We start from the raw sequence: 25,768 nt of genomic DNA on the forward strand, positions 1-25,768 counted from the left end.
CTATGTCCTACCACTAATATTCAATTACAAGTCACGAATAACATTAAATTGTTTATGATAGGAACTAGCATTAATTTTTGCTTCAATAATACATGGCATTTGGTTGTTTGAAGCAAGGGCCTCTTTCAATGCACTTCGTAATTCTTCCTCTGTTGACGCTATCCATCCATTGGCACTAAAACTTTCTGCAAACTTCACATAATTTGGTGCAACAAAACCGGTTCCTGCCGTTTTAGAATATCCTTTACTTTTTTGTTTAACATCCATTAGGCTTAATTTTTGATCCGAAAATACAATATTAATAACTGGCCACTTATTTTGAACTGCAGTGGCAATATCCGGAAGTCTCATCATAAAACCACCATCACCAGTCAGAGATGCAACCGTCTTATGTGGAAAGAGATGTTTTAAGGCCATAGCTGATGGTAACGCAAAACCCATTGTCGCTAACCCATTCGATAAAAAGAAACTTCGAGGATTCATCGCATTCCACAGTTGTGTAACAATTAGTTTACTAGCACCAACATCTGTTGTCATTAATGTATCTAAAGGTAAGACTTCTTGAGAAATTTCCACAACACGGTTGGCTGTAAGGCCATCTGCTTCATAGCTAAGTTTTTCATATACTTCTCTTCTGTGTTGAATAACATCATTAACTTTCCAGTGGCTATTTCCTTCTTTCATTAAATAATTAATTGCTTTTAAAGATTTTTTAATGTTTCCTACTACATCCACATCTGCATAATACATTTCTTCTATATTAGGAGCTGCGTTTAAGGAAACAATTTTTTGAGAATAAGACCATTTTTTAGGTAATAACTCAACTGGATCTAGACCAATTGCGACAATTAAGTCACATTTTTCAAAGATTGATGCTTCCAATTTTCCTCCCATAAATAATCCTAGAGACATTTCATGACCATCTGAAACTGCACCTTTGGCTTTGGCAGTTTTGAATATTGGAATGTTCCACTTCGAAACTAGGTTCTCTAGCAACTCAAATTGTTCACCGGAACCATGATTAATTGCAAGGCCAGCTATAATTACTGGATATTTAGCTTTTTCGATTTCTGTGACTGCCTCTTTAATAGAATTTTCATCTGCAGATAATTGATAGGTGTTTATAGGAGCCACTTGAATTTCATCTTCAACTTCTTGTTTCACAATATCGTTAGGTACATCAAAATGAACAGGGCCATAATTAGGAGTTGTTGCTACCTTAAAGCCTCTATTGATCATTGAATTCCAATTTGTTGCTGATAGTGTAGAAGATAGTTTTGTTATTGGTTTAAATGCATCATTATGGTTTATTTTTTGCCTTAAAGCATAATCGACATCCTCTGTCCCATAACGATCAGTTAATGTGATTAATGGAGCACGATCTAAAAGCGCATAGGCCATACCAGGTCCGAGGCTTAATGCACCAGGACCTAAATCCGCTACAGTTATTCCTGGTACTCCTTTTATTTCCCCTACAATACTTGCCATGATTGCTGCAGTCGTTTCATGCTGTGTTAGAATAAAATCCAGACCCATTTCGTCCATATTACATAGTAAATCACTAGATGTTCCTCCACCTGGAATTCCAAATACTGTATCAACACCAGAGACTTTTAGTTTCTGGACAATTGCTTCCCCTAATTTCATGTAACCTTCCTCCTAATCTACTTTCACACAAAACTATTTAAACAGTAAGTATAGTTACAAAAATCATTGTTTGATTTTATCTTTTGAAACTACTATCCCATCAGCATCAGCATACAGATGGTAACCAGGAATCCAATTAATATTCCCAAAGCTAAGGGTTACATCTCGTTCTCCCTCACTATTTTTATTTGCTTTATGACGACTTGGACATGGGTGCGTACCAACAGCCATAACACCCATATCTACTTCAGCTATTCCTTCAATGTCTCTTACAAAGCCATTAATGATAATTCCAGCAATACCCCTATCTGCTGCAATCCCTGCTTTTCTATCGCCCATCCAAGCACAAGGTTCTCGTAATACACCGTCTAAAACGATAACAGAACCAGGTGCAGCAGTTTCGATTGTATTCATAAATATTTCATTATCATTTTCTGTAATCCTAACCGTTGTAATCGGTCCTGAAAAAGTTTTCTTGCCTCCATAAGAATAAAACTGCGTCTCACATACCATTAACTCATTAAAATAATGATCACATAAATCTGCTGTCTTCACTTTTCTGCCCCCTATATCATATTTGGTAATGAAGTAAATTCCATAAATTTAATAACTTAAAAACTAGCAATTTAGCTTGTTTAGATGTACTATTATGATATATCAATTTACTGAATATAAGAAATACTTTTACGTTATCCTTGTAATAACTTCAATTTATAACAAGAGAGGAAATGCAAGGGGAGGAGGGGCGACATTTAAAATGGATGAAAAAGATTGGTATATGCTGAAAGCGCTTCATGATGAAGGGAGCATTACAAAAGCATCTGAAGTACTGTATGTCTCACAACCCGCATTGACTAAAAGAATTAAGCAACTGGAAAGTGATTTTAGAATGGAATTCATTTCAAGAAGTAGTAAAGGTATACGCTTTACCAAAGAAGGAGAGTATTTAGTTAATTATGCAAAAGATATGATAACTGCACTTCAAAAAACGAAAGATGCTCTCAACAACATGTCAAGCAACTCCGTGTCTGGTACCCTACGACTTGGAGGTTCATTCAATTTTGCACATAACCATCTCCCATACTTGCTGAAAGAATTTTCACAGCAATTTCCACTTGTTAAAACCGATATTCGGACTGGATACAGTTCAGACATTATTAAACAACTGCAAGATGAAATTATTCAAATCGGGATCGTAAGGGGAGAATTTTCCTGGAATGGCCCAAAGAAACATTTAAAGTCTGAAAATATCTGTCTTGTATCAAATAAAGAAATAGATGTTAGCGACCTACCGAATCTCCCGCGTGTTGTTTACAAAACAGATCCCCTACTCAAAAAACAACTAGATCAATGGTGGTATGACGTATACAAACAACCACCTACAATTGCAATGGAAGTTGACAATAGTAAAACTTGTGTAGGAATGGTTAGTCAAGGCTTGGGTTTTGCTATTCTCCCACAATATAGTCTTGATATAAATAGCAACTTATATCTAAAAAATCTCCAAGATGCTGATGGCAATCAACTACATAGAGATACATGGATAATTTATAAAGAGAAGGATATAAAGTTCTCAACTGTGAATGAATTTGTGAAATTTATTGAGCAACGAATGGAAGAGAAATAAGCACCTTAGATAGAGAAATTCCAAAGTTCGTCATGAAAGGAGGCATTTACTTTTTGAATGAAAAGGATTGGCAAATCTTAAAAACGATTGATGAGGAAAAAAATATTACAAGATCAGCAGAAAGATTATACATATCGCAACCTGCTTTGACATATCGAATAAACCAAATAGAGAATGAATTAAATATTAAAATCTTTTCAAGAAGTAACAAAGGCATTTTTATTACCGAAGAAGGAATACATGTCGTTAAGTATGCTGAAAAAATGCTACTTCATTTTCAGAAGTTAAAAGACAACTTAATGAACCTTAAAGATATGACTTCAGGTGAATTAAGAATAGGTGTTTCCAGCAATTTCGCCCAATATGAACTACCTAATATTTTAAAAAACTTTTTAACAGATTTTCCAAATGTCCAAGTAAAATTAATGACTGACTGGAGTAATAAAATAATGAATCTCTTTCTTAATGAAGAAATTCATGTGGCAATAGTCAGAGGAGAATGTACCTGGAAAGGACCAAAAATCTTTATCAATCAAGATCCAATTTCACTCATATCCAAACAACAGATACCTATTGACTCTCTTCCTAATCATCCTATGATTAGCTATAAGACGGAACCAGCCTTAAAGAATATCATCGATACTTGGTGGCGAGAACACTTTCAAACACCTCCCTTAATTTCAATGGAAGTGGATAAGTTGGAAACATGTAAAGAAATGGTGCTTAAAGGTCTTGGCTTCGGAGTTGTCCCCAATTATGTTGTGAAACATCATAAAAACAATTTGTCTATCCAACCATTAACTTCCATCAAAAACAAACCAATTGTTCGCGACCTCTGGCTTTATTATCGAAAGGAAAGTTTAGAACTGTCAACAGTAAAGGCATTCATTGACTTTATGGAAGAGGCCAAACTCAAGTAGAGTCTTGAGATTTGGTCTTTTCTTGTTTATCCAACCCTAATGAAAAGAAAGCACCAAAACCTAGTAAGATTGCCTCTATAACAAATATCGAACCAAGCCCAACAAGGGAACTCACCCCTGCAAAGATAATCGGTGATACTACCTGTGACAATCTATTTCCAGCTAGTCTTAAGCCTAAAACCTCAGCAGTGTGATTTTTTGGAGCAAATTGATAGGTTAACAGAATGGTTAAAGGCTGAGACATCCCCAACCCAGCACCTAGTATCATAACAACAATAATAATTGTACTAAAGCCATCAAATACAGGAATAAAGCTATAAGCTATGGCTCCCATTAACATGAATGCAAATAAAACTCGAACCCGACCAAATTTAAGTACAGCTGTTGCCAAAAATAATCGAGCGATAACACTAGCCAATGCCATAAACATGATAATCAAACCAATTTTTGATGGGCTAAAACCTTGTGAATTTGCATAGAGCGGATAGTATACATAAAATAAATCAAGGGCAGCTAAGTTAATCATACTTACTATAATAATTCGCTTTAACCCTTTAATGGATACTATTTTCTTAACTGAAATACTTTCAATATTTTTTTTATCCGTTTGACTCTTTTTTTGAATGACAAGTATGCCACAAACAAGAGATACAATGGAAATTATCGATAAAATAAAATAGGTATCCTGAAACCCTCTATGCTCGGAAACAAATCCTCCAATTAACGGACCAATTGTATTTCCAATTGACGTAAATAAGCTAAAAGTACCAATTGCTTTATCTTGCTTAACCCCACTTGTTGCAAATTTTGCTATTCCATTTTGTACAGATACTAATGCTAAAAATTGAGATCCTCCAAGTAGAATTAAACAGATATAAAGCATGTATAGCTCTGGTATAAGATATGGTAATATTAGTGCTAACGTAACCCCAATTGTTCCCAAAACTAATGGTAACTTTTCACCAAATTTATCAATAAAACGGCCTGTGACAATAGCAATGAAAATTGGCATGATTGAATAAAATGCTGTAATTACTCCAATTTCAAGTACGGAAGCCCCTAAATCTTCCGCAAACAACGATGTCATGGGGCGAACCGCTGAAACTGGTATGAGTATAAATAAAATTGCAAATAAAAACAGAAAGTAGTTTTTCATTGTATTTTCATCCATTCATATTTTAAAGGCTTATGGACTCTATTGAGCAATTTTACTTCTAACCAATAAGGAAGACCTCAATTTCTATGAATAGGGTGTTACTTAGCAGTAAGGACTTCCTATTCTATTAGTTCCGTTCATTTACACAAAACATTCTAACTCATTTTTAAAAGAGTACTTTATACATTAATTAATAGATTCTATCAGCATTTAATAGTTTTTTAGCAATTACATTCTTTTGTATTTCTGATGTGCCACCTCCAAGAGCACCAAACCTTGCTCCTCTTACCATGCGTTCTACTGGATATTCTTTTGTATAACCATACCCACCATGAAGTTGTAATGCCTTGTTTGTGACACGAATAGCCATTTCGTTCGTGAAGAACTTAGCAGTCGATGCCTCTAACTGATCTGAAAATCCTTTACCTGCATTCATAGCAGCTTTATATAGAAGCGCTTTACTTGCCTCGATTTCTGTATACATTTCGGCAAGCATCCATTGAATTCCTTGGAAATCGGATATTTTTTGACCAAATTGTTCTCTTTCCTTCGTAAAGCGTAGCGCCTCATTAAAAGCACCTTCAGCAAGCCCGAGTGTAATCGCTGGATTTAAGCAACGCTGTGTATTAAAGCCAGACATTAACTTTTTGAATCCGTTTTCTCTAACTAAAACATTTTCAACTGGAACCTCGCAATCTTCCAAAACAACCTCCCATAAGTACTCACCACCCATTGTTTTAAACCCTTGTTTAACTTGAAGGCCTAAAGTATCTTTGTCAACTAATAAACAACCGATTCCTTTATAACCTTCTTCACCCTCAAACCGTGTAAATAGCAGGAATAAATCAGCAACTTCTGCACGGCTAATCATCGTTTTTGTTCCATTTACAATATATTTATTCCCTTTTAAAACTGCATTTGTTTTCATTTGGGCAGCATCTGACCCAGTATCAGGTTCCGTTATACAAATTGCTAAAATTGCATCTCCTCTAGCAATCCTTGGTAAATATTTATGCTTCTGTTCTTCTGTCCCGTAAGCAACAATAGCTTTTGTTTGTACACCAATTTCTCCTAAGGCCGCCATTGCTGTAATATAGCAACCTTTTGCTATTTCTTCTAATATTAAAACTGCGTCCATAACCGTGCCATCCGAACCACCATACTCTTCTGGTATTGAAATTCCGAGTATCCCTAAATCACCAAGTAATTTAATGTTTTCCATAGGAAACTCTCCGGTTTCACTGATTTCTGCTGCTCTTGGTTTAAATTTTTCTTCCGTTACTTTTCTAATTGTATCAACCATTAGACTTTGCTCTTCAGTAATTTTCATTGCATTGGTCATTTTTCTTACCTCCAATATATATTTTAAAATTTTGAAAATTTAATCGCCAAATCTTTAACCTCGAACAATGAGTTCGCAACATAAATGCCATTTCGTTTTAACTCTTCTATTTTAGATTGATAACTACCCTCTGTCTTTGAAATAAGTGCACCTGCATGTCCCATAGGCTTACCCTCTGGAGCGTTTTTACCAGCAATGAATGAAATTACTGGCTTCTGAATATGTTTTCGAACATATCGTGCACATTCTTCTTCTTCATTACCACCTATTTCTCCAACTAATACCACACAGTTCGTTTCATCGTCTTCCTCAAACAACCGAAGAGCATCTATAAAGCTGAATCCTTTTATAGGATCTCCACCAATACCGATAATTGTCGATTGTCCGATTCCAGCTTCCTTTAGTTGATAACAAATCTCATAGGTCAATGTTCCGCTCTTACCGACAACACCGACTGTTCCAGGTAATACCACCTTATCTGGAATAAATCCAATCTTTGATTTTCCAGGAGTATATATTCCTGGTGAGCACGGGCCAATTAAGGTTGAATTCGAATGTTCAAGCAGGCTGTGAACGTACAGCATTTCATGAATCGGAATACCTTCAGTAACACAAACAATTAATTCGACGTTTGCATCGATACTTTCTATAATAGCTTTGGCTGCATATTTTGCTGGAGCATAGATAAGTGACAAATCTACCTTATGCTCAAGTAATGCTTCCTTGACTGTATCGTATATAGGCCAGCTTCCAACCATAGTCCCTCCTTTACTCGGAACCACTCCAGCTACAATTTGCGTGTTATTTTTAGCCATGTTTATCGCATGTTTGTAAGCAATCTTAGCTGTTAACCCTTGAATTAATACCTTTGTTTTATCATGGATTAGTACACTCAAATTTGGATTCACCTCCCAGCAAAACTCTCAATGATTGTTCAAGTGAATTGGTAACAAATATTCCTTGCTCTTCGATGATTCTTTTTGCTTTGGCATAGTTATTACCCTCTAAGCGTAATATCCACTTCACATCTTTATTAAAATGAACTTGTTCTTTTGCCTTTAGAAGAACAACAGCAAATTCTGCTAAATCTGTGATACCCGCGAATATACTGACGAAAATATACTCTAAGTTACGGAACTTTTTAAACTCTTCTAGTATCACTACTAACCTAGCAGGATCCCCTTTAATTTGCCCTGAACGAACATCAGCAAAGTTAATTGGTTCAATCTGCCTTTCTTTCATTTCATCCACAATGGCCATAGATAAACCAGCACCTGTCGAGAGTAATGCCACCGTACCTTCTCGATTAAGTTCAACGAAATCAAAGCCATAATGAAGTTTAAACCATGTTTGTCTGTAAAGTTCCCTATTCGATGAAACGATTTCCTTTGTGACTTCATGAAATGGAACTGCATTATCGTCCACATAAAAATGGACATCTAATATACCTAAGTTATTGGAAGTTGTCCAAACAATTGGGTTTATTTCCAGTAATGTACAATCATAGGTACGAAACACTTTATAAAGTTTTTTTATAACAGCTGTTAATTTTGATGCTCGATTATCAGGTAAATTAGAACTTAATAAAAAGCCATTCAGTTTCTCATCATTTAGATCTTGTTCAATTGATATCGTTAGACGATGTAGGTTCTCACCATCTGTTTGCTCCTCTACATCAACCCCACCAGAAATACTAAATAACAGTAAAATTTCTCTTCTTGTTGCATCGAGTGAAAAACTCACATAATATTCATTATAAAATGGAATTACTTCTTCGCATAAAATACTCGTTACCAATTGACCACTAAAAGAACTATAGAGCATTTCTTTAAGCCACTGTATTGCTTCTTGTTCAGTATTCGCTACTATAACCCCTCCAAGTTTGCCTCTTCCCCCTGACAATACTTGAACCTTCATTACCATCGGAAACCCTAGTACATTTTTGGCAATATTTAAGTCATCTACTGTTGAGACCAGTACTGATTTAGGAATGGAGAAACCGTCTTGCTTCATAATATCCTTCCCACTATGCTCTAATAACCGCATCTACTTTATAACCTCCTATTTCACAATTTTAATCTCCCTTTATTCCACTTAGACTAATCGAAAGCTTTCTTAATAAAACCATACTAGAATATACAAGAAATCTACAATAGAAAAAATTTAGTGGCCCGATTAACTATTTCTATCGTGTGAATTGGAAATAGGAGATAATAATCTTCCCTAGCTCAAATAACAAAAAGAAAACCGAATGAATATGAGGGTTTTAACCAAATTTCATGCGGTTTGAATAAAATAGCTATGGTTTTATTTTTGATATGATTTTTGAAAAAGCGTGCTTGATAATGGATGAATCATGTCCAAAGGTAATTATTTTCGCACCTTTTTCCTGCCATTCTTTAACAACTTCGTTTAAGTTTTCATCAGTAGAATCTAGCTGTGGGGAAATGGCTCGCCCTTTTTTTAATGCCTTCTCAAATATTTTTTCTTCTGCTTCCAGTACAAGTTGATGATTTCTTTGGCCTGGAACCCCTAATGCATTAGATAAATCTCCACGGCCACTTAAAATCATATCAATTCCTTCTACATTTAAGATTTCATCAAGATTTTCTATAGCCTGTAAATTTTCAATTTGAATTCCTATCATTACCTCTTCATTTGTCCACTTTTTGAAATCTTCGCCCTTAATTTCGCCATAGCCTGATTTCCTTGGAGATGAAAACATACCACGATTCCCAACAGGAGAAAATTTCACAGCATTTACAACCGCTTGAGCATCTGCTGCCGTTTCGATATCTGGTACAATAACCCCCATTACTCCACTTTCTAGTACATTCGCTATCTTTTGTTCATCTAACTCTAAACGAATAAAAGGAATGATTCCATGAACTTCAGCAGCGCGTATAAAATGTTCTATTGCAAACAGATCAAATGGTGCATGGGCCCAATCTAGTCTTATCCATTCAAACCCAGCTAAACCAGCTAACTCAATAATGGTTGGTGATGGTATTGATGTGTAAATTCCTGGTGAAATATCCCCCGTTTTGAGAGCCTTCTTTACCTTATTATCATTTAATACGTACACCATTTTAAAACCTCCACTTATATTATTAATCTAGTTACTAATATTTCTAGTTAGCTGGCCTTCGTCTCCTCTTTTACTTTTTGTGTTTTTTGTTTTCTATGCGAAATAAATATTGCAATTAACATGAGTATTAATATTCCGATTATTATCTGGCTGTATGACCTAGTGAAAAACACTGTCAAATCGCCTCCAGACATACTTATTGAACGTCTGAAACTTGTTTCAATTATCGGTCCCAAAATAAATGCTAATATAATCGATGGGAGTGAAAAATCTAACTTTTTAAGGATATATGCTAGTACACCAATGGCAATAGCTACCCAAACGTCAAAGATGTTTTGACTTGAGGCATAAACTCCAATTATAGTAACTAACAAAATAATCGGAATCAAAATGTAGTTTTGCAAAGTTAGTACACGCGCCCATAATGATGTAGTATATTTACCTATTACATACATCGCAACTGTTGCAATTAAAAAGCCCCAGAAAATACCATAAATTAAATTAGTTTCTGACTTAAACACATTCGGTCCTAGCTGAATGCCTTGAATTAAGAATGCTCCTAAAATTACTGCTGTTGCAGGTGAACCTGGAAGACCTAAGGTTAAAAGGGGTACAAGCGCTCCACCTACTGCACCATTATTTGCAGCTTCTGGAGCTGCAATCCCGTTAGGTTCCCCTTTTCCAAAATCTTCTGGGTTTTTAGAAGAACGTTTTACTTCTGTATAAGCAAACCAAGATGCGGGTCCAGCTCCTAATCCAGGGAGAACCCCAACAAATGAACCGATAAACGAACCCTTCATAATACTTTTAAAAACATTCTTAAATTCTTCCCATGATATTTTAGTCTTTAAATTTTCTTTTTTCGAAACATAGCGTTTACGAAGATCACCTAACATGAATAACACCTCTGAAATCGCAAACATACCAATTAATACAGCAATCATTGAAACTCCATCTAATAATGATAGACTCCCAAACGTAAATCGGGCAGAACCAGTCATTGTATCTATTCCAATCATACTAAGAAGAAGTCCAAACAATACAGATAAGAAACTTTTTGGTAAGTCTTTACTACTAAGACCTCCTACCAAAATAAGTCCTACAATTCCAATTAAAAAGAATTCTGGATCGCCAAATTTTACAGCGATATTTGCTAGAGGAATGGTTAAAGTCATTAAAATAATACCACCTACTATTCCTCCAATAGTAGATGAAGTAAGAGAATAACCCAATGCTTTGCCAGGTGATCCCTTCCTAGCTAGTGGTAAACCGTCTATTAAGGTTGCAGTTGCAGCAGGTGTACCAGGTACACCTAACACAATGGATGAAATAGATCCACCATATTCAGCACATTGATAGACTGCTACTAAAAGTAATATTGCTGGAAGTGGATCTAATGTAAAAGTAACTGGTAAAATCAACGCTATACCAACTGTAGCTCCAAGGCCTGGTAAAGCACCAATGAAGAGTCCAAAAATGGTACCAAAAATTATGGCAAACAATGCTTGTAGAGTAAATAAAGCTGAAAAGTCAAATGCGAAAACATCCATAATTTATCTCCCTTACAATTAAAAGTTAACTCCAAGTAATTGAGAAAATACTACATATATTAATCCAACGACAGTTATAGCTGTTCCTCCTGAAATTAGTAATTTCCTGATTTTATTATTAATGTTACTGAATATATAGAACAAAAAGCATAATAGTAAAAACGAGAGAATATAAAACAACCCAAGGTACTGCCATAAAATCAAAAATATTACTGTTGCTACGATTGTTGTTATTACATACTTAAAATTTGCCAATTCTACTTTTTCGTCTTCTTGTCTCAGTGTAGTGATAAAGCTGATGACACCGACAATAATGATTAGAGTCGCAACAATTCTGGGAAATGTTGCAGGACTACTTGGCTGATTTGGTTGTATTCCTGCCAAATCACTAGACACAAACATGAAAACTAATGCCATTGCGATTAGTAGAATCAACGATACATAAGTTGATTTTTTATAACTCATCAAATAACCTCCATAGAGCGTGCTTAAGTTTATTTGTATCTCTCGAATAGATCTTTACTCTCGTTGTATATATCATTTAATATTGTTTCGAGTTCTTCACCTGTCACAAAGTATATATCCTGATTAGTTTTCTCCGCATATTCAGCAAATTCTTCAGATTCAGTTACACTTTTAAGAACATCCTGGATTTCCTCAATAACGTCTTCAGGTGTCCCAGGTTTGACGAAAAAGCCTCTCCAAATCAATTCATCATCAACATTTTCAAGTCCTAATTCTTTAAAAGTAGGAATATCTGGATGTAGAGGTACACGTTCAGAGCTACTTACTGCCAAAATTCGAACTTCACCAGCCTCGACTTGTTGTTGAACGACCTCACCAGATGCTCCAATGGCGTCAGCGTTTCCTCCTAATAAACGTGTAAGAGCTTCTCCACCGCCATCATAAGCAACATAATTGAAATCAATCTCAGCACCGTCCATTACTTTTAATGAAAATACATGGTTGGCACCATTTGTATTTGAACCTACAACGTTAAGCTCCCCAGGATTTTCTTTTGCATATTCAACAAAATCTTCAAATGTTTGGAATGGACTGTCAGCCATAACTGCAAGAACGTGATAGTTAGAAACCATTGTTGCAACAGGAATTACATCATCTGGTGTAAATGGTATCTCCCCTGATGCCATTGTTTGTGGAAGTGTAGAAGAATGATTCATGATTGTATATCCATCCGCTTCCTGATTTATAGTGTGATTCAATGCAACAGAACCACTTCCACCTGGCTTATTTTCTACAACAACTGTTTGTCCAAAAAACTCTTCAGCTATTGAAGCGACTTCACGGGTCATTACATCACCTGGACCTCCTGCAGAGAAAGGAACAATCATTGAAATTGATTTATCTGGATAGGTAGCATCTTCACTATTCGCATTATCCCCACATGCCGCTAGCAAACTAGTAATTAGTAGTAGTAAAATAGTGAAATAAAATAATTTTTTTCTTTTCATAATAAAAACCCCTTTAGTAATATTTAGTAAAGATTTCACAGCAAATTGTAACCGCTTTCAATAAACGGAGATTTATTATCTAATTTTTTGATCAAACTTTTGTTAAATCCATTGCATTTACAACAGTATGTTCTTGCATCACCACACCTGAATCTAAAACAGCATTTATATTTTCACATGCTTGTTTAACTACTGCTTCCATTGCTTCAACAGTACCTCCACCAATGTGAGGGGTTATAATAACATTTGGTAATTCGACTAATTTATTTTCTTTACTGATAGGTTCTGACTCCAAAACATCCAAACCTACGCCTGTTAAATGCCCTGATTTTACGACCTCATAAAGCGCATTCTCATCAATAACTCCTCCACGACAAGTATTAATTAATACTGCTGTTTCTTTCATTTTTAACAATCTATTTCTGTCCATTAAATGATAAGTATGATCACTTAGTGGTACATGTAAAGAAACCACATCTACAATTTCCAGCAATTGATCAAGATTTACGTATTTAATACCTAACTTCTTTTCTTCATCACTAGAAAGTCTAAAGACATCATAGTAGTAGACGTCACACTCGTATCCTTTTAATATTCTTCTAACTATTCGCCCGATATTACCAAACCCCACAAGTCCAACCTTTTTATAAAATAATTCATATGAATCGTCACGTAACTCCGTTTTTAACCACTTTCCATGTTGAACAATTTCATTATGAGCTGTAACTATATGCTTATAGGTTGCTGTAATTAGAGATACAGTATGTTCGGCCACTGAGGTAGCATTTAATCCAGGGGTATTTGCTACTGGTATGTTTCGCTTAGAAGCACCTTCAATATCAATATTATTAACACCTGCTCCCAACTTTTGAATAAATATACATTCTTTTGCTTCAGCTAATACTTCTTTCGGTATTCCATACGTAAATGTAATTAATACTTGCGCTGATGAGATAAACTTTTTATAGTCACTTTTTGTTTGACAGAAGAAAATTTGATGATTGTTTCCTAAATAACTTTGAATCAACTCTTGCATTCGCGAAGATATTCTATCCAAAACAACAACGTTCAGTGTAAGTCCCCCTCTCTTTTAAAATCAATTACTGAAGTTTAGTATACTAATCTTACATTATTTACTGAATATTTTGAAATAATAATAGATTATAGCAACTATAACCGTTTTCTATAGTAAAGAATCAGTCTAATAAATAATTATTAATTTTCATTTAAAGTAGCGTTTAAAGCAGCAGATAAACCGGCTTGTTTACCGAATACTGCACCCGACATAAGTCCTGAACCACCAGGATAATTATGATAAAAAATACCTCCAACCATCTCACCAGCAGCAAAAAGTCCTTCAATTGTTTCGTTAGCTTTAGACAGTACATGACATTCGGTATTCACTCTTAGTCCGCCAAAGGTAAATGTAATGCCACATGTTACAGGAAATGCATAGAACGGACCATTTTCTATCTTTAAAGCCCAATTCGTTTTATTTGGGTTCAAACCTTCTGTTCCTTTGCCGTCTTTAATTGCGGGATCATAGTCACCATCTTGGACTGCTTTGTTATATTCGTAAATTGTTTGCTTAAATGACTCTTGATTTACTGGAAGCTTTTCTACCAATTCTTCTAAACTAACTGCTTCATAAAAAGTAGCCTCTTCTAAATTATACTCGTTACGTAACATGAGGCGTACTTGTGAATCGAAAATTTGATAAGCTGCCTGCTCAGGCTGATTAAGTACTTCACGACCATATTTGGCATAGGTATAGTTCCTGAAATCATTACCTTCATCGACAAAACGCTTACCTTCCTTATTTAGCATAATCCCTAATGGATAGGAATGTCTCTTAAAGATATCACCTGGTTTTTCAAAGTCTCCAAACTTAGGCGCATTATAATCTGTGCCAATTGAATGACAACCAGTCCATTGACCGTATGTTTGTGCACCAACTTCAAGAGCCATTGTAATTCCATCACCGGTGTTATACTCTGTCCCTCTAACAATCGTATTTTTCCATTCTTCACCTAAATATTCCATTCGCATTTCTTTGTTTGCTTCGAAGCTACCACACGCTAATACAACAGATTTGGTAGGTACTACTATTTCATCTCCAGACTTATTAACAATAATTGAGGTAACCTTTTTATCCTCTTGATTAAGCTTAACAGCTTGTGCCTCATACCAAACATCTATACCTAGTTCATCCACACGATTAAATAAAGAACGAACGAGACCAATCCCTTTGTCATGTATTTTCACAGGTAAGCCGCCCCAGAATTGGTTTTTCCCTTCTGGATTAACAAATGATTGATTGTCATAAATAAGATCAAAACTAACACCCTGGTTTTTCATCCAAGAAATAGTATCATAGGATTCAGAAACCAATTTTTTTGCGAGTTCTGGGTCACTTTCATTTTTTGTTACACGCATCAAATCTGCATAATACTCTTCCTCAGTATATGGTGGCATGACAATTTTTTCTGCTTCATCCTCCGTAATTGCTGGAATCACATGTCGTATATCATCTAATTCTTTATAAGCGAAGCGAATGGCACCATCTGTAAAAAAGGAATTTCCCCCACGTTTGTTTAATGGTGCTTTCTCTAAAACTAAAACTTTAGCCCCCTGCTCTCTAGCTGAAATTGCCGCGCATAACGCTGCATTCCCAGCCCCTACTACTACAACATCATAAAACACCATCTTTTGTGACAATTTATTTTCCTCCCTATTTATTAATATCAATGAATCATTAGCAAAGTAACCGCTGGATTCAACGATTCTTCTTGATAATCACGAAATTAGTCTGTATATTTAAATGATGTTTGATTACTGATCTTAACTTGGCTATAAGGTTATTGTTTTAAATTTGATGCACTATTATAACTTATCAAGAAGCCCTTAATAGGAATGACTAAGAGATCCTACTTGATTCATAATTCCTAAATCAACATTGTTAGTTATATTTTGGCTCTATGTAGTATACAAAAATATTTACCGAATAAATATTTTGTATTTTCATTATACTTCGAATAGGAATTTTTGAATAATAAATAATCGGAATATATTGTATTCATTTTGGTTATATGATGAGTATAAGTCAAACCTTTCATGTAGTTCCTAAAATTATCACTAAATATATTTCCAAATAAATAACAGTCCGTGCCAATATAATTAACTTTATTCCACCAGTAAAAAACTAAACTATGAAGTAAGAGTTGTACGCTCTCACACTTACACAGTTTAGTTTACATTTCCATACTTGGAGTAAGTTTTAACTTACACACTTTATTTGACAAACCCGGATTGTAAGATCCAGTGGCCGTTATCACCACTTGTACACGGTATCCATCCATACCTTTTAATCCAATACTGGAAATTACTGTCGCCATTTTTCAACCCCAAAGCGGTGGGGGTCAGGCACCTGCATTCCCGCATCACCCCGATACTCCACCAACCTCCTCTCCACACTCTCCCTCAACCCTACCGAATCCCTATTCCCAACCACATCCTGCTTCTTCTCCCTCCGCTTCCGCTCCCTAAACCAATCAGGAACTACATCCGCAGCCCCCTTACTACCAGCCCGATAACCACCCGACTCACGCACCACTTTCCGCTCCCGCTGACGCCGATACTCCACTTCCTCTGCACGAGCATCCTCTACATTCCGAATTCCCTTCTTCACCCAGGCATCAAGAATCGCCTTCACATATCCCCAGTTCAATCGTCCGCGTTCCAGTGCACGTTTCATGGCATATAAAACGAGCGACTCACCTAATTCATTTATCCAATGAATCATATCTTCCGCTACATACGGGCTTACCCCACCAAAATTATCCTGGAAAAATCGAATCGCGTCGGTTGCATTTGTTGTATCGTTTTGTTTCGTTTTGTTTTGTTTAATTAATGGGTCAGCATTCTGGCTCACATTGTGGTTCATGTTGTCGTCCATCTTTTGGTCATTATTGCGGTCCAATTTGTGGTCCAAATTGTGGTTCACACGATCGTCTGCACCACTTTCCCCACTCTCCTCCATCTCGAAAACTTCCGGATCCTCTTCATCCGTCATCCTATCTAACGAAACAATTTGATAAGATGCTGCTCGACTTCCACCTCGAGACTTCACACGAATATATCCCTTCTCCTGCAGTTCATTCCGTGCCCGTTTAAATGTGCTTACTGTCAAATTGGCTTTATAACAAAGCATAGACATTGCAGCAGTAAACTCCTGCCTCCACCCTGCACGATTATTGACTTGCATGAGCACATGCCAAAGATTTGCTGCCGAAGCTGTCAGCTGGTTTGTTTCCAAATGATTATAAAAAGCATTGACTTGTTTGATGTAATTCATCGATTCCACCCTTTCAAATTGGATAATTCTCTATCATTCCGAGGCCGCTAGAAAAATGCCTCCAACAACGCCGCATTCTTTCTGACAATCTCGATTAACCGATTAATTAATCCTCCAAGGAAGCAAAAGAACCGTCCCCATGCTTCCTTTTTAGTTTTTTTCTGACTTGTTTTCCCCAGCTTTTGACGGCTTCGGGGGTGGTGTTTTCTTGGATGGCGATGTCTTTGATGGATATGTCTCCTAGGATGTAAAAATTGACCCACTTCCACTGATTTTCGGTTAGTTGTGATTTGATTTTTCTCCATTGAATTGGGTCGTCAAGCAAGATATCAGGGATATTCGGTATTGGATAGGATGCATGACTCTTGCGGATATAATTGCCATCTTGTAGTTGCGTCTGCGATTGTTCGCGGATTTTTTCTTCTGCTTGGAGTGTTCTTGATTTCTTACGTAGTAAATCGATTAATCGATTGCGGATGGTGTAGTTGAAGTAGGTTGCGAGGGGGCCTTTGTCTGGTTCGTACTTCTTGTAGGCGATCCACATGGCATATAATCCTTCCATATAAAATTCCCTTGATGGATCATAAATTCCTAATCGCTGCATCTGGTAATAAATCCGTCTTTCATTCTGTTTGAAAATCTCCTCAAATTGCATTTCCTCTTTATCCTTCATTTGTACTTCCTCCTTTTTCTGTTAGGACTAGCTTTATCCTACAAAAAAACTGAAAAAATTGCATCTTGCCTAACTTTTGCTATCTACCTTCAAAATGCGATTTTCTTTGGGAATTTTTAAAAAATACACACACAACCCCCGCCGAAAATTCAATTTTCAGCGGGGGTTGTCGAAGTTAGACACTTTTTTATTTATTTTGTATGTTTCTCATCGAAATAAAGTTGCATCAATCCATAAAAAGTGCTCTATAGAGCGTGGCTCCTTCTATGTTCTACCTAGATAATAACCGTAAAAAGGGAGAAATACGTTGAAAGAATCCGAGCTATTCAATCAATTACTAGGTAAACAATTAAGAATCAAGCGACACCAACAGATGAAATCGCTAGAGGAATTAGCGGAAGATGTGGACTTGGATGATAAACATTTAGGACGTCTTGAACGGGGAGAAGTTTCTAAAGGTCCCCAATCTTTTACGCTCTACAGGTTATGCAGAACACTGAATATAAACGCCGGACAGTTGTTTGATGAAATTGAAAAAGAAATAGAAAACAAAAGGGACAAGCGGAAATGATTGTCCCCGCTCCTTTCCTATCTTTCTCTAAAGCCATCCACACACCTGTTTTACGCTTCTTAGACTTCTCCTTTTTTATTCCATCATCCCCATAAAGGAGTGCCCAATCCATGAATGAAATCTTATCCGACTATCTCATTAATGAAAAAACGATGGCCTTGTTACCTGCATATAACGCAGCATACGATACGATTGCAGTAGAGCAGGGAAAACGGTTCTTTATTCAAAAAACTGCCATCCAACTCATCAACCAGGCTTGCATCGAGAGTAACTCCACTTATGAAGAAAGGAGGCAATCCGTCATCAATCAAACTGGATTCAAACGAAAGATCCCCATTCCTATCAATCTAGGAAAAAACATCTTCACCTTTCCAACCCACGCCACGGCCGACTTCCATTGCAGCTGGCTATTCTACCATCAACTTCTCCAGATTAGACAGAATCACCTAAAAACAGAACCTCACACGAAATCAATCATTACCTTCTTAAATGGTGAGAAAGTCTCCATGGACATTACGAGTTACATCTTGAACAAGCAAATGGAGCGGACATTGGAATGCATCTTTGCATTTTCTTCTTGTAGTGGGAAGGCTGTATATGGCATTTAAATCTATGTATTGGCAATTAAGATTAATTCAAGTAAAAAATATTTAGGAAGATTCTATAAAAATGATTGCACGGTATTTAAAAACAACTCTAATTAACTGATTGCAAAAGTAAAGTCCTACAGCTTTTCAAAGTGTAATTTGTAGCGATTGGTAAATACGTTAGCAGGCGCTAAATCCCTTGGGAAACATTGGTAAATAACATATCAAGAATGGTAAGATCTAGTGGCCGTAATCAACCATACTAACCTTATCGCTCATTCTACTTCCACTGTGAGCTTGTATTAACTGTTATTTCGCTTATCATTAATTGTATTACTTATTTTGCTGATTGCATTCTATTATTTTCTGTTTCTTTCATAACTCTCATTAAAAGTTGTTGGAGTTTTTCTTTCTCACTCATTGTTTATCCACCTTTTAAAATTAATTACTAACAGTGCTTGTGTACTGCATTATAAATATCTATAACCTTGCGTCCAGTAAAATGGTCATTTTTGCATAGTAATTAATCAGTTAACCCACCAACCGGACGAGGAAACTGTGCCTGTGTACTTTAACAGTATGCGCTTTTTTAATAAATAGGAAATTTAACAAGAAATTAATTTAAAACAGCTAACCAAAATGGGATTTCCTACGTTCCAAATTCGTTAGCTTGATGGCTATGGGGGCTGACCCAAGATTCCAGGTGAAAAGTAAGCAATACAAATAAGCCCGCCAAGCCACTAATTCTGGCCCAGCGGGTCTAATTTATTAATCCCTACTAAATAAATCTCTAGTATAAACCTTATCTTCTACATCACGTAAATCATCAGACAATCGATTTGCAACAATTACATCTGAAACTCTCTTAAAATCATCAAAATCATTTATTACTCTTGAGTTATAGAATGTCTCTTCATGAAGGGCTGGCTCATATACAACAACTTCAATACCTTTAGCTTTAATTCGCTTCATAACACCTTGAATAGCGGATTGTCTAAAATTATCTGAGTCCATTTTCATAGTAAGTCGATAGATTCCAACAATCTTAGGATTCTTCTTAATAATCATTTCAGCAACATGATCTTTTCTTGTTCTGTTTGCATCTACGATAGCTGTCATTATATTATTCGGTACATCTGCATAATTTGCTAATAACTGCTTTGTATCTTTAGGTAGGCAGTAACCGCCATAACCAAACGATGGGTTATTATAGTGATTGCCAATGCGTGGATCTAAGCCAACTCCATCAATAATTTGCTTACTGTCTAATCCTCTTACCTCTGAATAAGAATCGAGCTCATTAAAAAAGGCGACTCTCATCGCAAGATATGTGTTGGCAAATAGTTTAATAGCTTCTGCTTCTGTTGAATTTGTAAACAATACAGGAATATCTTCCTTAATCGCTCCTTCAGCTAACAAGTTAGCAAACACCTGAGCTCTGTCAGACTGTTCCCCAACAATTATACGCGAAGGGTACAAGTTATCGTACAAAGCCTTTCCTTCACGTAAAAATTCAGGTGAGAAAATAATATTTTCGGTTTCGAATTTTTCTTTTATTTTTTCTGTATAACCAACCGGAACTGTAGATTTAATAGCCATTATTGCATCTGGATTAATAGATAGTACATTAGCAATAACCGCTTCAACAGTTCTAGTATTAAAGTAGTTTTTCTCTGGATCATAATTTGTTGGCGTAGAAATAATTACATAATCTGCATCTTTATAAGCTTTATAATTATCTGTAGTAGCAGTTAAATTTAATTCTTTACTTGCTAAATATTCTTCAATCTCATTATCAATAATAGTAGACCTTTTATTATTAATCATATCTACCTTTTCTTGAATAATATCTAATGCAATTACTTCGTTTTTCTGAGCCAGTAATATAGCATTTGATAAGCCAACATAACCTGTTCCAGCAATCGTAATTTTCATATGAACATTACCTCTTCCAAAGTTTCAATACCTCTTACTTAATCCACATTTATTAATGGTTTAACTTTATTTATTAATACTATATTGCTTTTCAAAATAGTCCTGATAATCTCCACTAATAATTTGCTCCCACCATTCTTTGTTATCAAGATACCATTGAATTGTTTGAGCAATTCCTGTTTCAAAATTATAAGTTGGTTTCCAACCTAAATTTTCTAATTTAGTAGGGTCAATTGCATAACGCTTATCATGTCCTAAGCGATCCTTAACAAAATCAATTAACTCATCTGATTTCCCAAGCGCTTCAATAATCGTCTTAACTACCTCTAAATTCGTCAGCTCATTATGACCACCAACATTGTACACTTCTCCATTTACACCTTCATGCATAACTAAATCAATCGCTGCACAATGATCAATTACATGTAACCAATCACGTATGTTTTTCCCATCACCATAAACTGGAACCTTTTGGTCATTTAAGACACGAGAAATTGTTAATGGAATTAACTTTTCCGGGAAGTGATATGGTCCATAATTATTAGAACAACGAGTGATGTTTACTGGTAATCCATATGTTTCGTGATACGCCCTAACTAATAAATCAGATGAGGCTTTACTCGCACTATAAGGGCTATTTGGTTGTAAAGGTGTTTCTTCTGTGAAAAATGTATTTGGGTCAAAATCTAATTCACCATATACCTCATCTGTCGATACGTGTACAAATTTCGTTACTTCAACTGCTCTAGACGCATCTAACAAAACTTGTGTTCCAAGTACATTCGTTTGAACAAAGATTCCTGGGTCAGTAATTGAACGATCAACATGACTCTCTGCAGCAAAATGTACAACATAGTCAAACTTCTCTTTTTCAAACAGTGGGACTATGGTTTCACGGTCAGCAATATCTGCTTTCACAAAAAAATAATTGTCTTTCTTTTCAATATACTTATGCTTTGTTAAGTCACCTGCATAAGTTAATAAATCCATATTATAAATATCATATTGAGGATACTTATCAACCATATATTGAACAAAATTACCCCCAATAAAACCTGCTCCGCCTGTTACGAGAATCTTCTTTCTAAACAATTATTTCACCTCTTGTTTTAATTCATTTAAATAATGTTTAAGTGCATCTTGCCATTTCGGCAAGGGATGAAAACCATTTTCTATCAGATTTTGCTTTGACATCCTTGAATTCTTGGGACGAACGGCACGAGTCGGATACTCTTCAGAAGAAATTGAATTAACTTTTACATCTGCATTAGCTTGTTTATATATTTCTTGAGCAAATTCTGCCCAACTACAAAAACCTTCGTTTGAAGCATGATAAACTCCATATTTATCGCTTTGGATCATTTCAATAATTAATTGAGCTAAATCGAATGTATAAGTAGGGGAACCTACTTGATCACCTACAACATTTACTTCTTTTTTTGTTTCCGCTAATCTGAGCATTGTTTTCACAAAGTTATTTCCATTTATTCCAAAAACCCATGAGATACGTATGATAAACCAATGGTCTAGCAGTTGTTTTAGTATTTTTTCACCTTCATATTTTGTTAACCCATAATATCCAATCGGATTTGTTTTATCCTTTTCATCGAATGGTGAATCCCCTTCTCCGTTAAACACGTAATCAGTACTTATATATAAAAACTTTGCATCTATCTCTTTTGCAGTTTTAGCTAAGTGCTTTGTACCTTCAACATTTACATCCCAGCATTTACTTTTATCATCTTCTGCTTTATCAACTGCTGTATAGGCAGCACAGTGAATAATTGCATCAGGATTCATTTCTTTAACGTAGTAAGTAACTGCAGCTTCGTTCGTAATATCTAAATCCTTCGAGCCTATTCCCACCATGTTCAACCCAATTTTCAGACCACTTTGTACGACATCGTAACCAAGCTGACCAGTATATCCAGTTACTAATACCTTCATATAACTACTCCCCTTAGCTGAAGTTATTCTCAGCATCCTTTAGTACCATTGCCTTTTCGTCTTTTCCTGATAGTATAGGATCTATATCCATGGGCCAATTGATTCCAATAGTAGGATCGTTCCAAATAATGCCACGATCGTATTCTGGAGCATAAAGCTCATCCACTTTATATTGTACTTCTACATTTTCAGTTAAGGTCATAAATCCGTGAGCAAATCCTTTTGGAATTAATAATTGCTTTTTATTTTGTTCTGTTAATTCAATCCCAAACCAATGTCCATAAGTTGGACTATTTTTTCGAATATCTACAGCAACATCATAAATTGCCCCCTTAGTACAGCGTACCAACTTCGTTTGGGCTTTAGGTTCAAGTTGGTAATGTAATCCTCTTAATGTACCCTTAGCGGCTGAAAATGATTGATTATCTTGGACAAATTTTATATTGATTCCAGCTTCCAACAAATTCGCCTCATTATATGTCTCCATAAACCAGCCACGATGGTCACCAAATACGTTTGGCTCAACTATAACCACACCATCTAAATTAGTTTTAGTAAGTTTCATCATTCTTTCACTTCTTTCAATTCTTAATATTTTATTTCTCCATTTGCAACTTTCATTAAATATTGACCATAACCTGTTTTGCTAAGTCTCTCGCCACAATCCCATAATTGTTCCTTAGTAATCCAGCCATTAATAAATGCAACTTCTTCTGGAGCAGCAATTTTAATCCCTTGATGTTCTTCAACTGTTTTAACAAAGTTTGTTGCTTCAACTAAGCTTTGATGTGTTCCGGTATCTAACCAAGTAAACCCTCTACCTAATAGTTCCACATCCAAATCCCCTAGTTTTAAATATGCTTCATTTATAGAGGTGATTTCGAGTTCACCGCGTGCAGATGGCTTTACATTTTTTGCAATATCAACCACACGGTTATCATAAAAATATAAACCGGTAATAGCGTAATTGGATTTGGGGATTTCCGGCTTTTCTTCTACACTAACTACCTTACCAAACTCATTAAACTCTACAACTCCAAAGCGTTGTGGATCTTGTACATGATATCCAAACACGGTAGCACCAGTTTCTTTATTTGCTGCACGTTGAAGTATTTTTCTCATACCACTACCATAATAGATGTTATCCCCTAAAATCATAGCCACTGAGTCATCTTTAATAAATTCTTCACCAATTAAAAAGGCCTGAGCTAATCCATCAGGGCTTTGCTGTACTTCATATTTTAGATTCAATCCGAATTGAGCTCCATCGCCCAGTAAAGATTCAAAACGAGGAGTATCTTCAGGTGTTGAAATAATTAGTATATCCTTTACTCCTGCAAGCATTAAAGTTGATAATGGGTAATAAATCATTGGTTTATCATAAACTGGTAACAATTGTTTACTTGTTACCATTGTGAGAGGATATAAACGCGTACCGCTACCTCCTGCTAATATAATCCCTTTCATTCATATAAGCTCCTTTCTATTCGCCCAAGTAATTTTTATTAACATTTGATGATAACATTTCTAACAAGATATATGACTAACAATCTACCTTGATATCAAGAGTATAAGATTTAAATTATTGATACTTACAAGTTTGTTCTAATTTTTTTATTATCAAACTTTTTACACAAGCTAAAAATTGATAACATTAGTAGAATATTCAGAAGACCACTAGATGCACAAAACAGAGCTATAGCAATTATTTCACTAGAAAAAATTATAGAACCTAATAGTAACAAGGAGATACGAATTATCACTGAAATTATCGTAAATATTAAATGGAATTTCTGTGCTAATATTACTGGCAATGCTCTTAATGCTGGTTGCAAGATAAACGATGAAAAGCTCCACAATGATATCCACCTTGCATATTCACCTGCTTCTGTCCATTCTGAACCAAACACAAAACTAAATAAAATTGGACCAAAAATAATAACAACCCCATAAGGTAAAATTCCTATACCAGCAAGAATGAGTGTTGCCTTTTTCAGAACTTGTGTAACGGATATACCATCATTCGCTACTCTAGCAATTTTGGGGTAAAATACGTCACCAACTGATTTTCCTATTAGTTGAGTAGGTACTCCTAGGACAGTTCTTCCTATATTGTAAAACCCAACCGCAGCAGGACCAAAAAAACTTGCCATCATTAAAACAGGAATACCTTCTGAAATAGAGTTTACAATAGTTTGGGGTGCTCTATATAATGGAAAATCCTTATAATCTTTTATGATACCTCTTATGGAAGTCCGGTCTTTAATAATATCTGAGGGAAGCTTATAACTAGTCTTCCTTGTAAATAAATGCATTAAAATAGCTTTTAATCCTTGTGTTAAGGCTGTAAATAAAATCAACACTGATGCAAATGGATGAACTAAACCAATACCTACCTTTCCTCCATTGACTATAAGAGCTTGCAAAAAAGTAACCTTAGCGGAAATAGTAAATTGTTTAGTTCGAATTAGCCACTGCTCCATGACTTGTAATAGCCCTGCTGATAAAATTACTACAGGAATCAAATACAAGTAAGAATTAATGTCTTCTAATTGAAAAACCCGAACAATTGGTTCATGAAATAATATTATCAACAATCCTACTACTATTGAAAAAAGAACTGCAATTAACAAGGAAAGACGAATTAGTCCCTTAGCATCTTTTTCACGCTGTGGAAGTACTATAGCTATAGGAAATGTTAATGCTGCAATAGGGGCAAAAAAAGACACAAGTGCTATAAATGTCCCCATTAATCCATAGGCTTCTGGTCCATAGATTCTTGTAATAATAGGAGAAAGAGCTACACCTATTACTTGAGCGGCAGCTGTTCCAGAAGACAATATTACTACATTACGAACAAATGGCTTTTTAGCGATTTTTAAAATTTTATTTTTCATTC

General features: G+C 35.6%; 25 protein-coding genes. 4 read left to right on the top strand and 21 right to left on the bottom strand.

Features of this window, described 5'->3' with window-relative positions:
- Positions 1 to 24: 24 nt before the first annotated feature.
- Positions 25 to 1,647: a thiamine pyrophosphate-binding protein gene (locus MN204_RS00930; protein ID WP_249869191.1), complete on the bottom strand. Its 1,623-nt coding sequence runs from the start codon at positions 1,645 to 1,647 to the stop codon at positions 25 to 27.
- A 63-nt stretch (positions 1,648 to 1,710) separates the two neighbouring features.
- Positions 1,711 to 2,202, bottom strand: a complete 492-nt coding sequence (gene rraA, locus MN204_RS00935) for a ribonuclease E activity regulator RraA (protein ID WP_249869192.1) — start codon at positions 2,200 to 2,202, stop codon at positions 1,711 to 1,713.
- A 202-nt stretch (positions 2,203 to 2,404) separates the two neighbouring features.
- On the opposite strand from rraA, the gene MN204_RS00940 reads away from it, so the two are divergent.
- Complete coding sequence (locus tag MN204_RS00940; protein WP_249869193.1) at positions 2,405 to 3,274, top strand: LysR family transcriptional regulator; 870 nt, start codon at positions 2,405 to 2,407, stop codon at positions 3,272 to 3,274.
- 53 nt (positions 3,275 to 3,327) lie between these two features.
- Positions 3,328 to 4,194, top strand: coding sequence for a LysR family transcriptional regulator (locus MN204_RS00945; RefSeq protein WP_249869194.1), 867 nt, complete (start codon positions 3,328 to 3,330; stop codon positions 4,192 to 4,194).
- Here MN204_RS00945 and MN204_RS00950 read toward each other — a convergent pair.
- The 13 genes from MN204_RS00950 to MN204_RS01010 all read right to left on the bottom strand — a co-directional run bounded on the left by MN204_RS00950 (position 4,187) and on the right by MN204_RS01010 (position 17,829).
- Positions 4,187 to 5,350, bottom strand: a complete 1,164-nt coding sequence (locus MN204_RS00950) for an MFS transporter (protein WP_249869195.1) — start codon at positions 5,348 to 5,350, stop codon at positions 4,187 to 4,189. The genes MN204_RS00945 and MN204_RS00950 overlap by 8 nt on opposite strands.
- 190 nt (positions 5,351 to 5,540) lie before the next feature.
- On the bottom strand, positions 5,541 to 6,692 hold the full coding sequence (locus MN204_RS00955; RefSeq protein ID WP_249869196.1) for an acyl-CoA dehydrogenase family protein: 1,152 nt from the start codon (positions 6,690 to 6,692) through the stop codon (positions 5,541 to 5,543).
- A 23-nt stretch (positions 6,693 to 6,715) separates the two neighbouring features.
- Entirely contained in the window at positions 6,716 to 7,588 is an 873-nt protein-coding gene (sucD, locus tag MN204_RS00960; protein WP_249869197.1) for a succinate--CoA ligase subunit alpha, read from the bottom strand.
- Positions 7,569 to 8,738, bottom strand: a complete 1,170-nt coding sequence (locus tag MN204_RS00965; protein WP_249869198.1) for an ATP-grasp domain-containing protein — start codon at positions 8,736 to 8,738, stop codon at positions 7,569 to 7,571. Before MN204_RS00965 ends, sucD begins: the two co-directional genes overlap by 20 nt.
- A 253-nt stretch (positions 8,739 to 8,991) precedes the next feature.
- Entirely contained in the window at positions 8,992 to 9,780 is a 789-nt protein-coding gene (locus MN204_RS00970; RefSeq protein WP_249869199.1) for an HpcH/HpaI aldolase family protein, read from the bottom strand.
- Between the two features lie 47 nt (positions 9,781 to 9,827).
- Entirely contained in the window at positions 9,828 to 11,330 is a 1,503-nt protein-coding gene (locus MN204_RS00975; RefSeq protein WP_249869200.1) for a tripartite tricarboxylate transporter permease, read from the bottom strand.
- Between the two features lie 18 nt (positions 11,331 to 11,348).
- Positions 11,349 to 11,795: a tripartite tricarboxylate transporter TctB family protein gene (locus tag MN204_RS00980; protein ID WP_249869201.1), complete on the bottom strand. Its 447-nt coding sequence runs from the start codon at positions 11,793 to 11,795 to the stop codon at positions 11,349 to 11,351.
- A 29-nt stretch (positions 11,796 to 11,824) separates the two neighbouring features.
- The gene (locus MN204_RS00985) at positions 11,825 to 12,802 is read right to left on the bottom strand and encodes a tripartite tricarboxylate transporter substrate binding protein (protein WP_249869202.1); all 978 of its coding nucleotides are present in this window, start codon (positions 12,800 to 12,802) and stop codon (positions 11,825 to 11,827) included.
- 91 nt (positions 12,803 to 12,893) lie between these two features.
- Positions 12,894 to 13,859, bottom strand: a complete 966-nt coding sequence (locus MN204_RS00990; RefSeq protein ID WP_306798542.1) for an NAD(P)-dependent oxidoreductase — start codon at positions 13,857 to 13,859, stop codon at positions 12,894 to 12,896.
- A 158-nt stretch (positions 13,860 to 14,017) separates the two neighbouring features.
- Positions 14,018 to 15,508 carry an FAD-dependent tricarballylate dehydrogenase TcuA gene (gene tcuA / locus MN204_RS00995; RefSeq protein WP_249869610.1) on the bottom strand — a complete coding sequence of 497 codons (1,491 nt, stop codon included), beginning with the start codon at positions 15,506 to 15,508 and terminating at the stop codon, positions 14,018 to 14,020.
- A 545-nt stretch (positions 15,509 to 16,053) separates the two neighbouring features.
- Positions 16,054 to 16,197, bottom strand: a complete 144-nt coding sequence (locus MN204_RS01000; protein ID WP_249869204.1) for a hypothetical protein — start codon at positions 16,195 to 16,197, stop codon at positions 16,054 to 16,056.
- Positions 16,185 to 17,156 (bottom strand): DnaD domain protein, encoded by a 972-nt coding sequence (locus tag MN204_RS01005; RefSeq protein WP_249869205.1) that lies wholly within the window; start codon positions 17,154 to 17,156, stop codon positions 16,185 to 16,187. Before MN204_RS01005 ends, MN204_RS01000 begins: the two co-directional genes overlap by 13 nt.
- Before the next feature lie 106 nt (positions 17,157 to 17,262).
- Complete coding sequence (locus MN204_RS01010) at positions 17,263 to 17,829, bottom strand: sigma-70 family RNA polymerase sigma factor (RefSeq protein ID WP_249869206.1); 567 nt, start codon at positions 17,827 to 17,829, stop codon at positions 17,263 to 17,265.
- A 307-nt stretch (positions 17,830 to 18,136) separates the two neighbouring features.
- Between MN204_RS01010 and MN204_RS01015 the strand changes: the two genes are divergently transcribed.
- Together MN204_RS01015 and MN204_RS01020 are read left to right on the top strand one after the other, a co-directional pair.
- Entirely contained in the window at positions 18,137 to 18,400 is a 264-nt protein-coding gene (locus MN204_RS01015) for a helix-turn-helix domain-containing protein (protein ID WP_249869207.1), read from the top strand.
- A gap of 110 nt (positions 18,401 to 18,510) precedes the next feature.
- On the top strand, positions 18,511 to 19,008 hold the full coding sequence (locus tag MN204_RS01020) for a competence protein ComK (protein ID WP_249869208.1): 498 nt from the start codon (positions 18,511 to 18,513) through the stop codon (positions 19,006 to 19,008).
- A 747-nt stretch (positions 19,009 to 19,755) separates the two neighbouring features.
- Here MN204_RS01020 and MN204_RS01025 read toward each other — a convergent pair.
- The 6 genes from MN204_RS01025 to MN204_RS01050 form a co-directional block, all read right to left on the bottom strand.
- A complete protein-coding gene (locus MN204_RS01025) occupies positions 19,756 to 20,922 on the bottom strand; it encodes a nucleotide sugar dehydrogenase (RefSeq protein WP_249869209.1) in 1,167 nt (388 codons plus the stop codon).
- A 66-nt stretch (positions 20,923 to 20,988) separates the two neighbouring features.
- A complete protein-coding gene (rfbB, locus tag MN204_RS01030) occupies positions 20,989 to 22,014 on the bottom strand; it encodes a dTDP-glucose 4,6-dehydratase (protein ID WP_249869210.1) in 1,026 nt (341 codons plus the stop codon).
- Positions 22,015 to 22,869 (bottom strand): dTDP-4-dehydrorhamnose reductase, encoded by an 855-nt coding sequence (rfbD, locus tag MN204_RS01035; RefSeq protein ID WP_249869211.1) that lies wholly within the window; start codon positions 22,867 to 22,869, stop codon positions 22,015 to 22,017.
- A gap of 13 nt (positions 22,870 to 22,882) precedes the next feature.
- A complete protein-coding gene (gene rfbC / locus MN204_RS01040) occupies positions 22,883 to 23,434 on the bottom strand; it encodes a dTDP-4-dehydrorhamnose 3,5-epimerase (RefSeq protein ID WP_249869611.1) in 552 nt (183 codons plus the stop codon).
- Positions 23,435 to 23,457: 23 nt separating this feature from the next.
- Entirely contained in the window at positions 23,458 to 24,336 is an 879-nt protein-coding gene (rfbA, locus tag MN204_RS01045; protein ID WP_249869212.1) for a glucose-1-phosphate thymidylyltransferase RfbA, read from the bottom strand.
- A gap of 125 nt (positions 24,337 to 24,461) precedes the next feature.
- Positions 24,462 to 25,766 carry a lipopolysaccharide biosynthesis protein gene (locus tag MN204_RS01050; protein WP_249869213.1) on the bottom strand — a complete coding sequence of 435 codons (1,305 nt, stop codon included), beginning with the start codon at positions 25,764 to 25,766 and terminating at the stop codon, positions 24,462 to 24,464.
- Between the last annotated feature and the right edge of the window lie 2 nt (positions 25,767 to 25,768).

The organism is Oceanobacillus saliphilus (assembly GCF_023522835.1).
Classification (GTDB): Bacteria; Bacillota; Bacilli; order Bacillales; family Amphibacillaceae; genus Oceanobacillus; species Oceanobacillus saliphilus.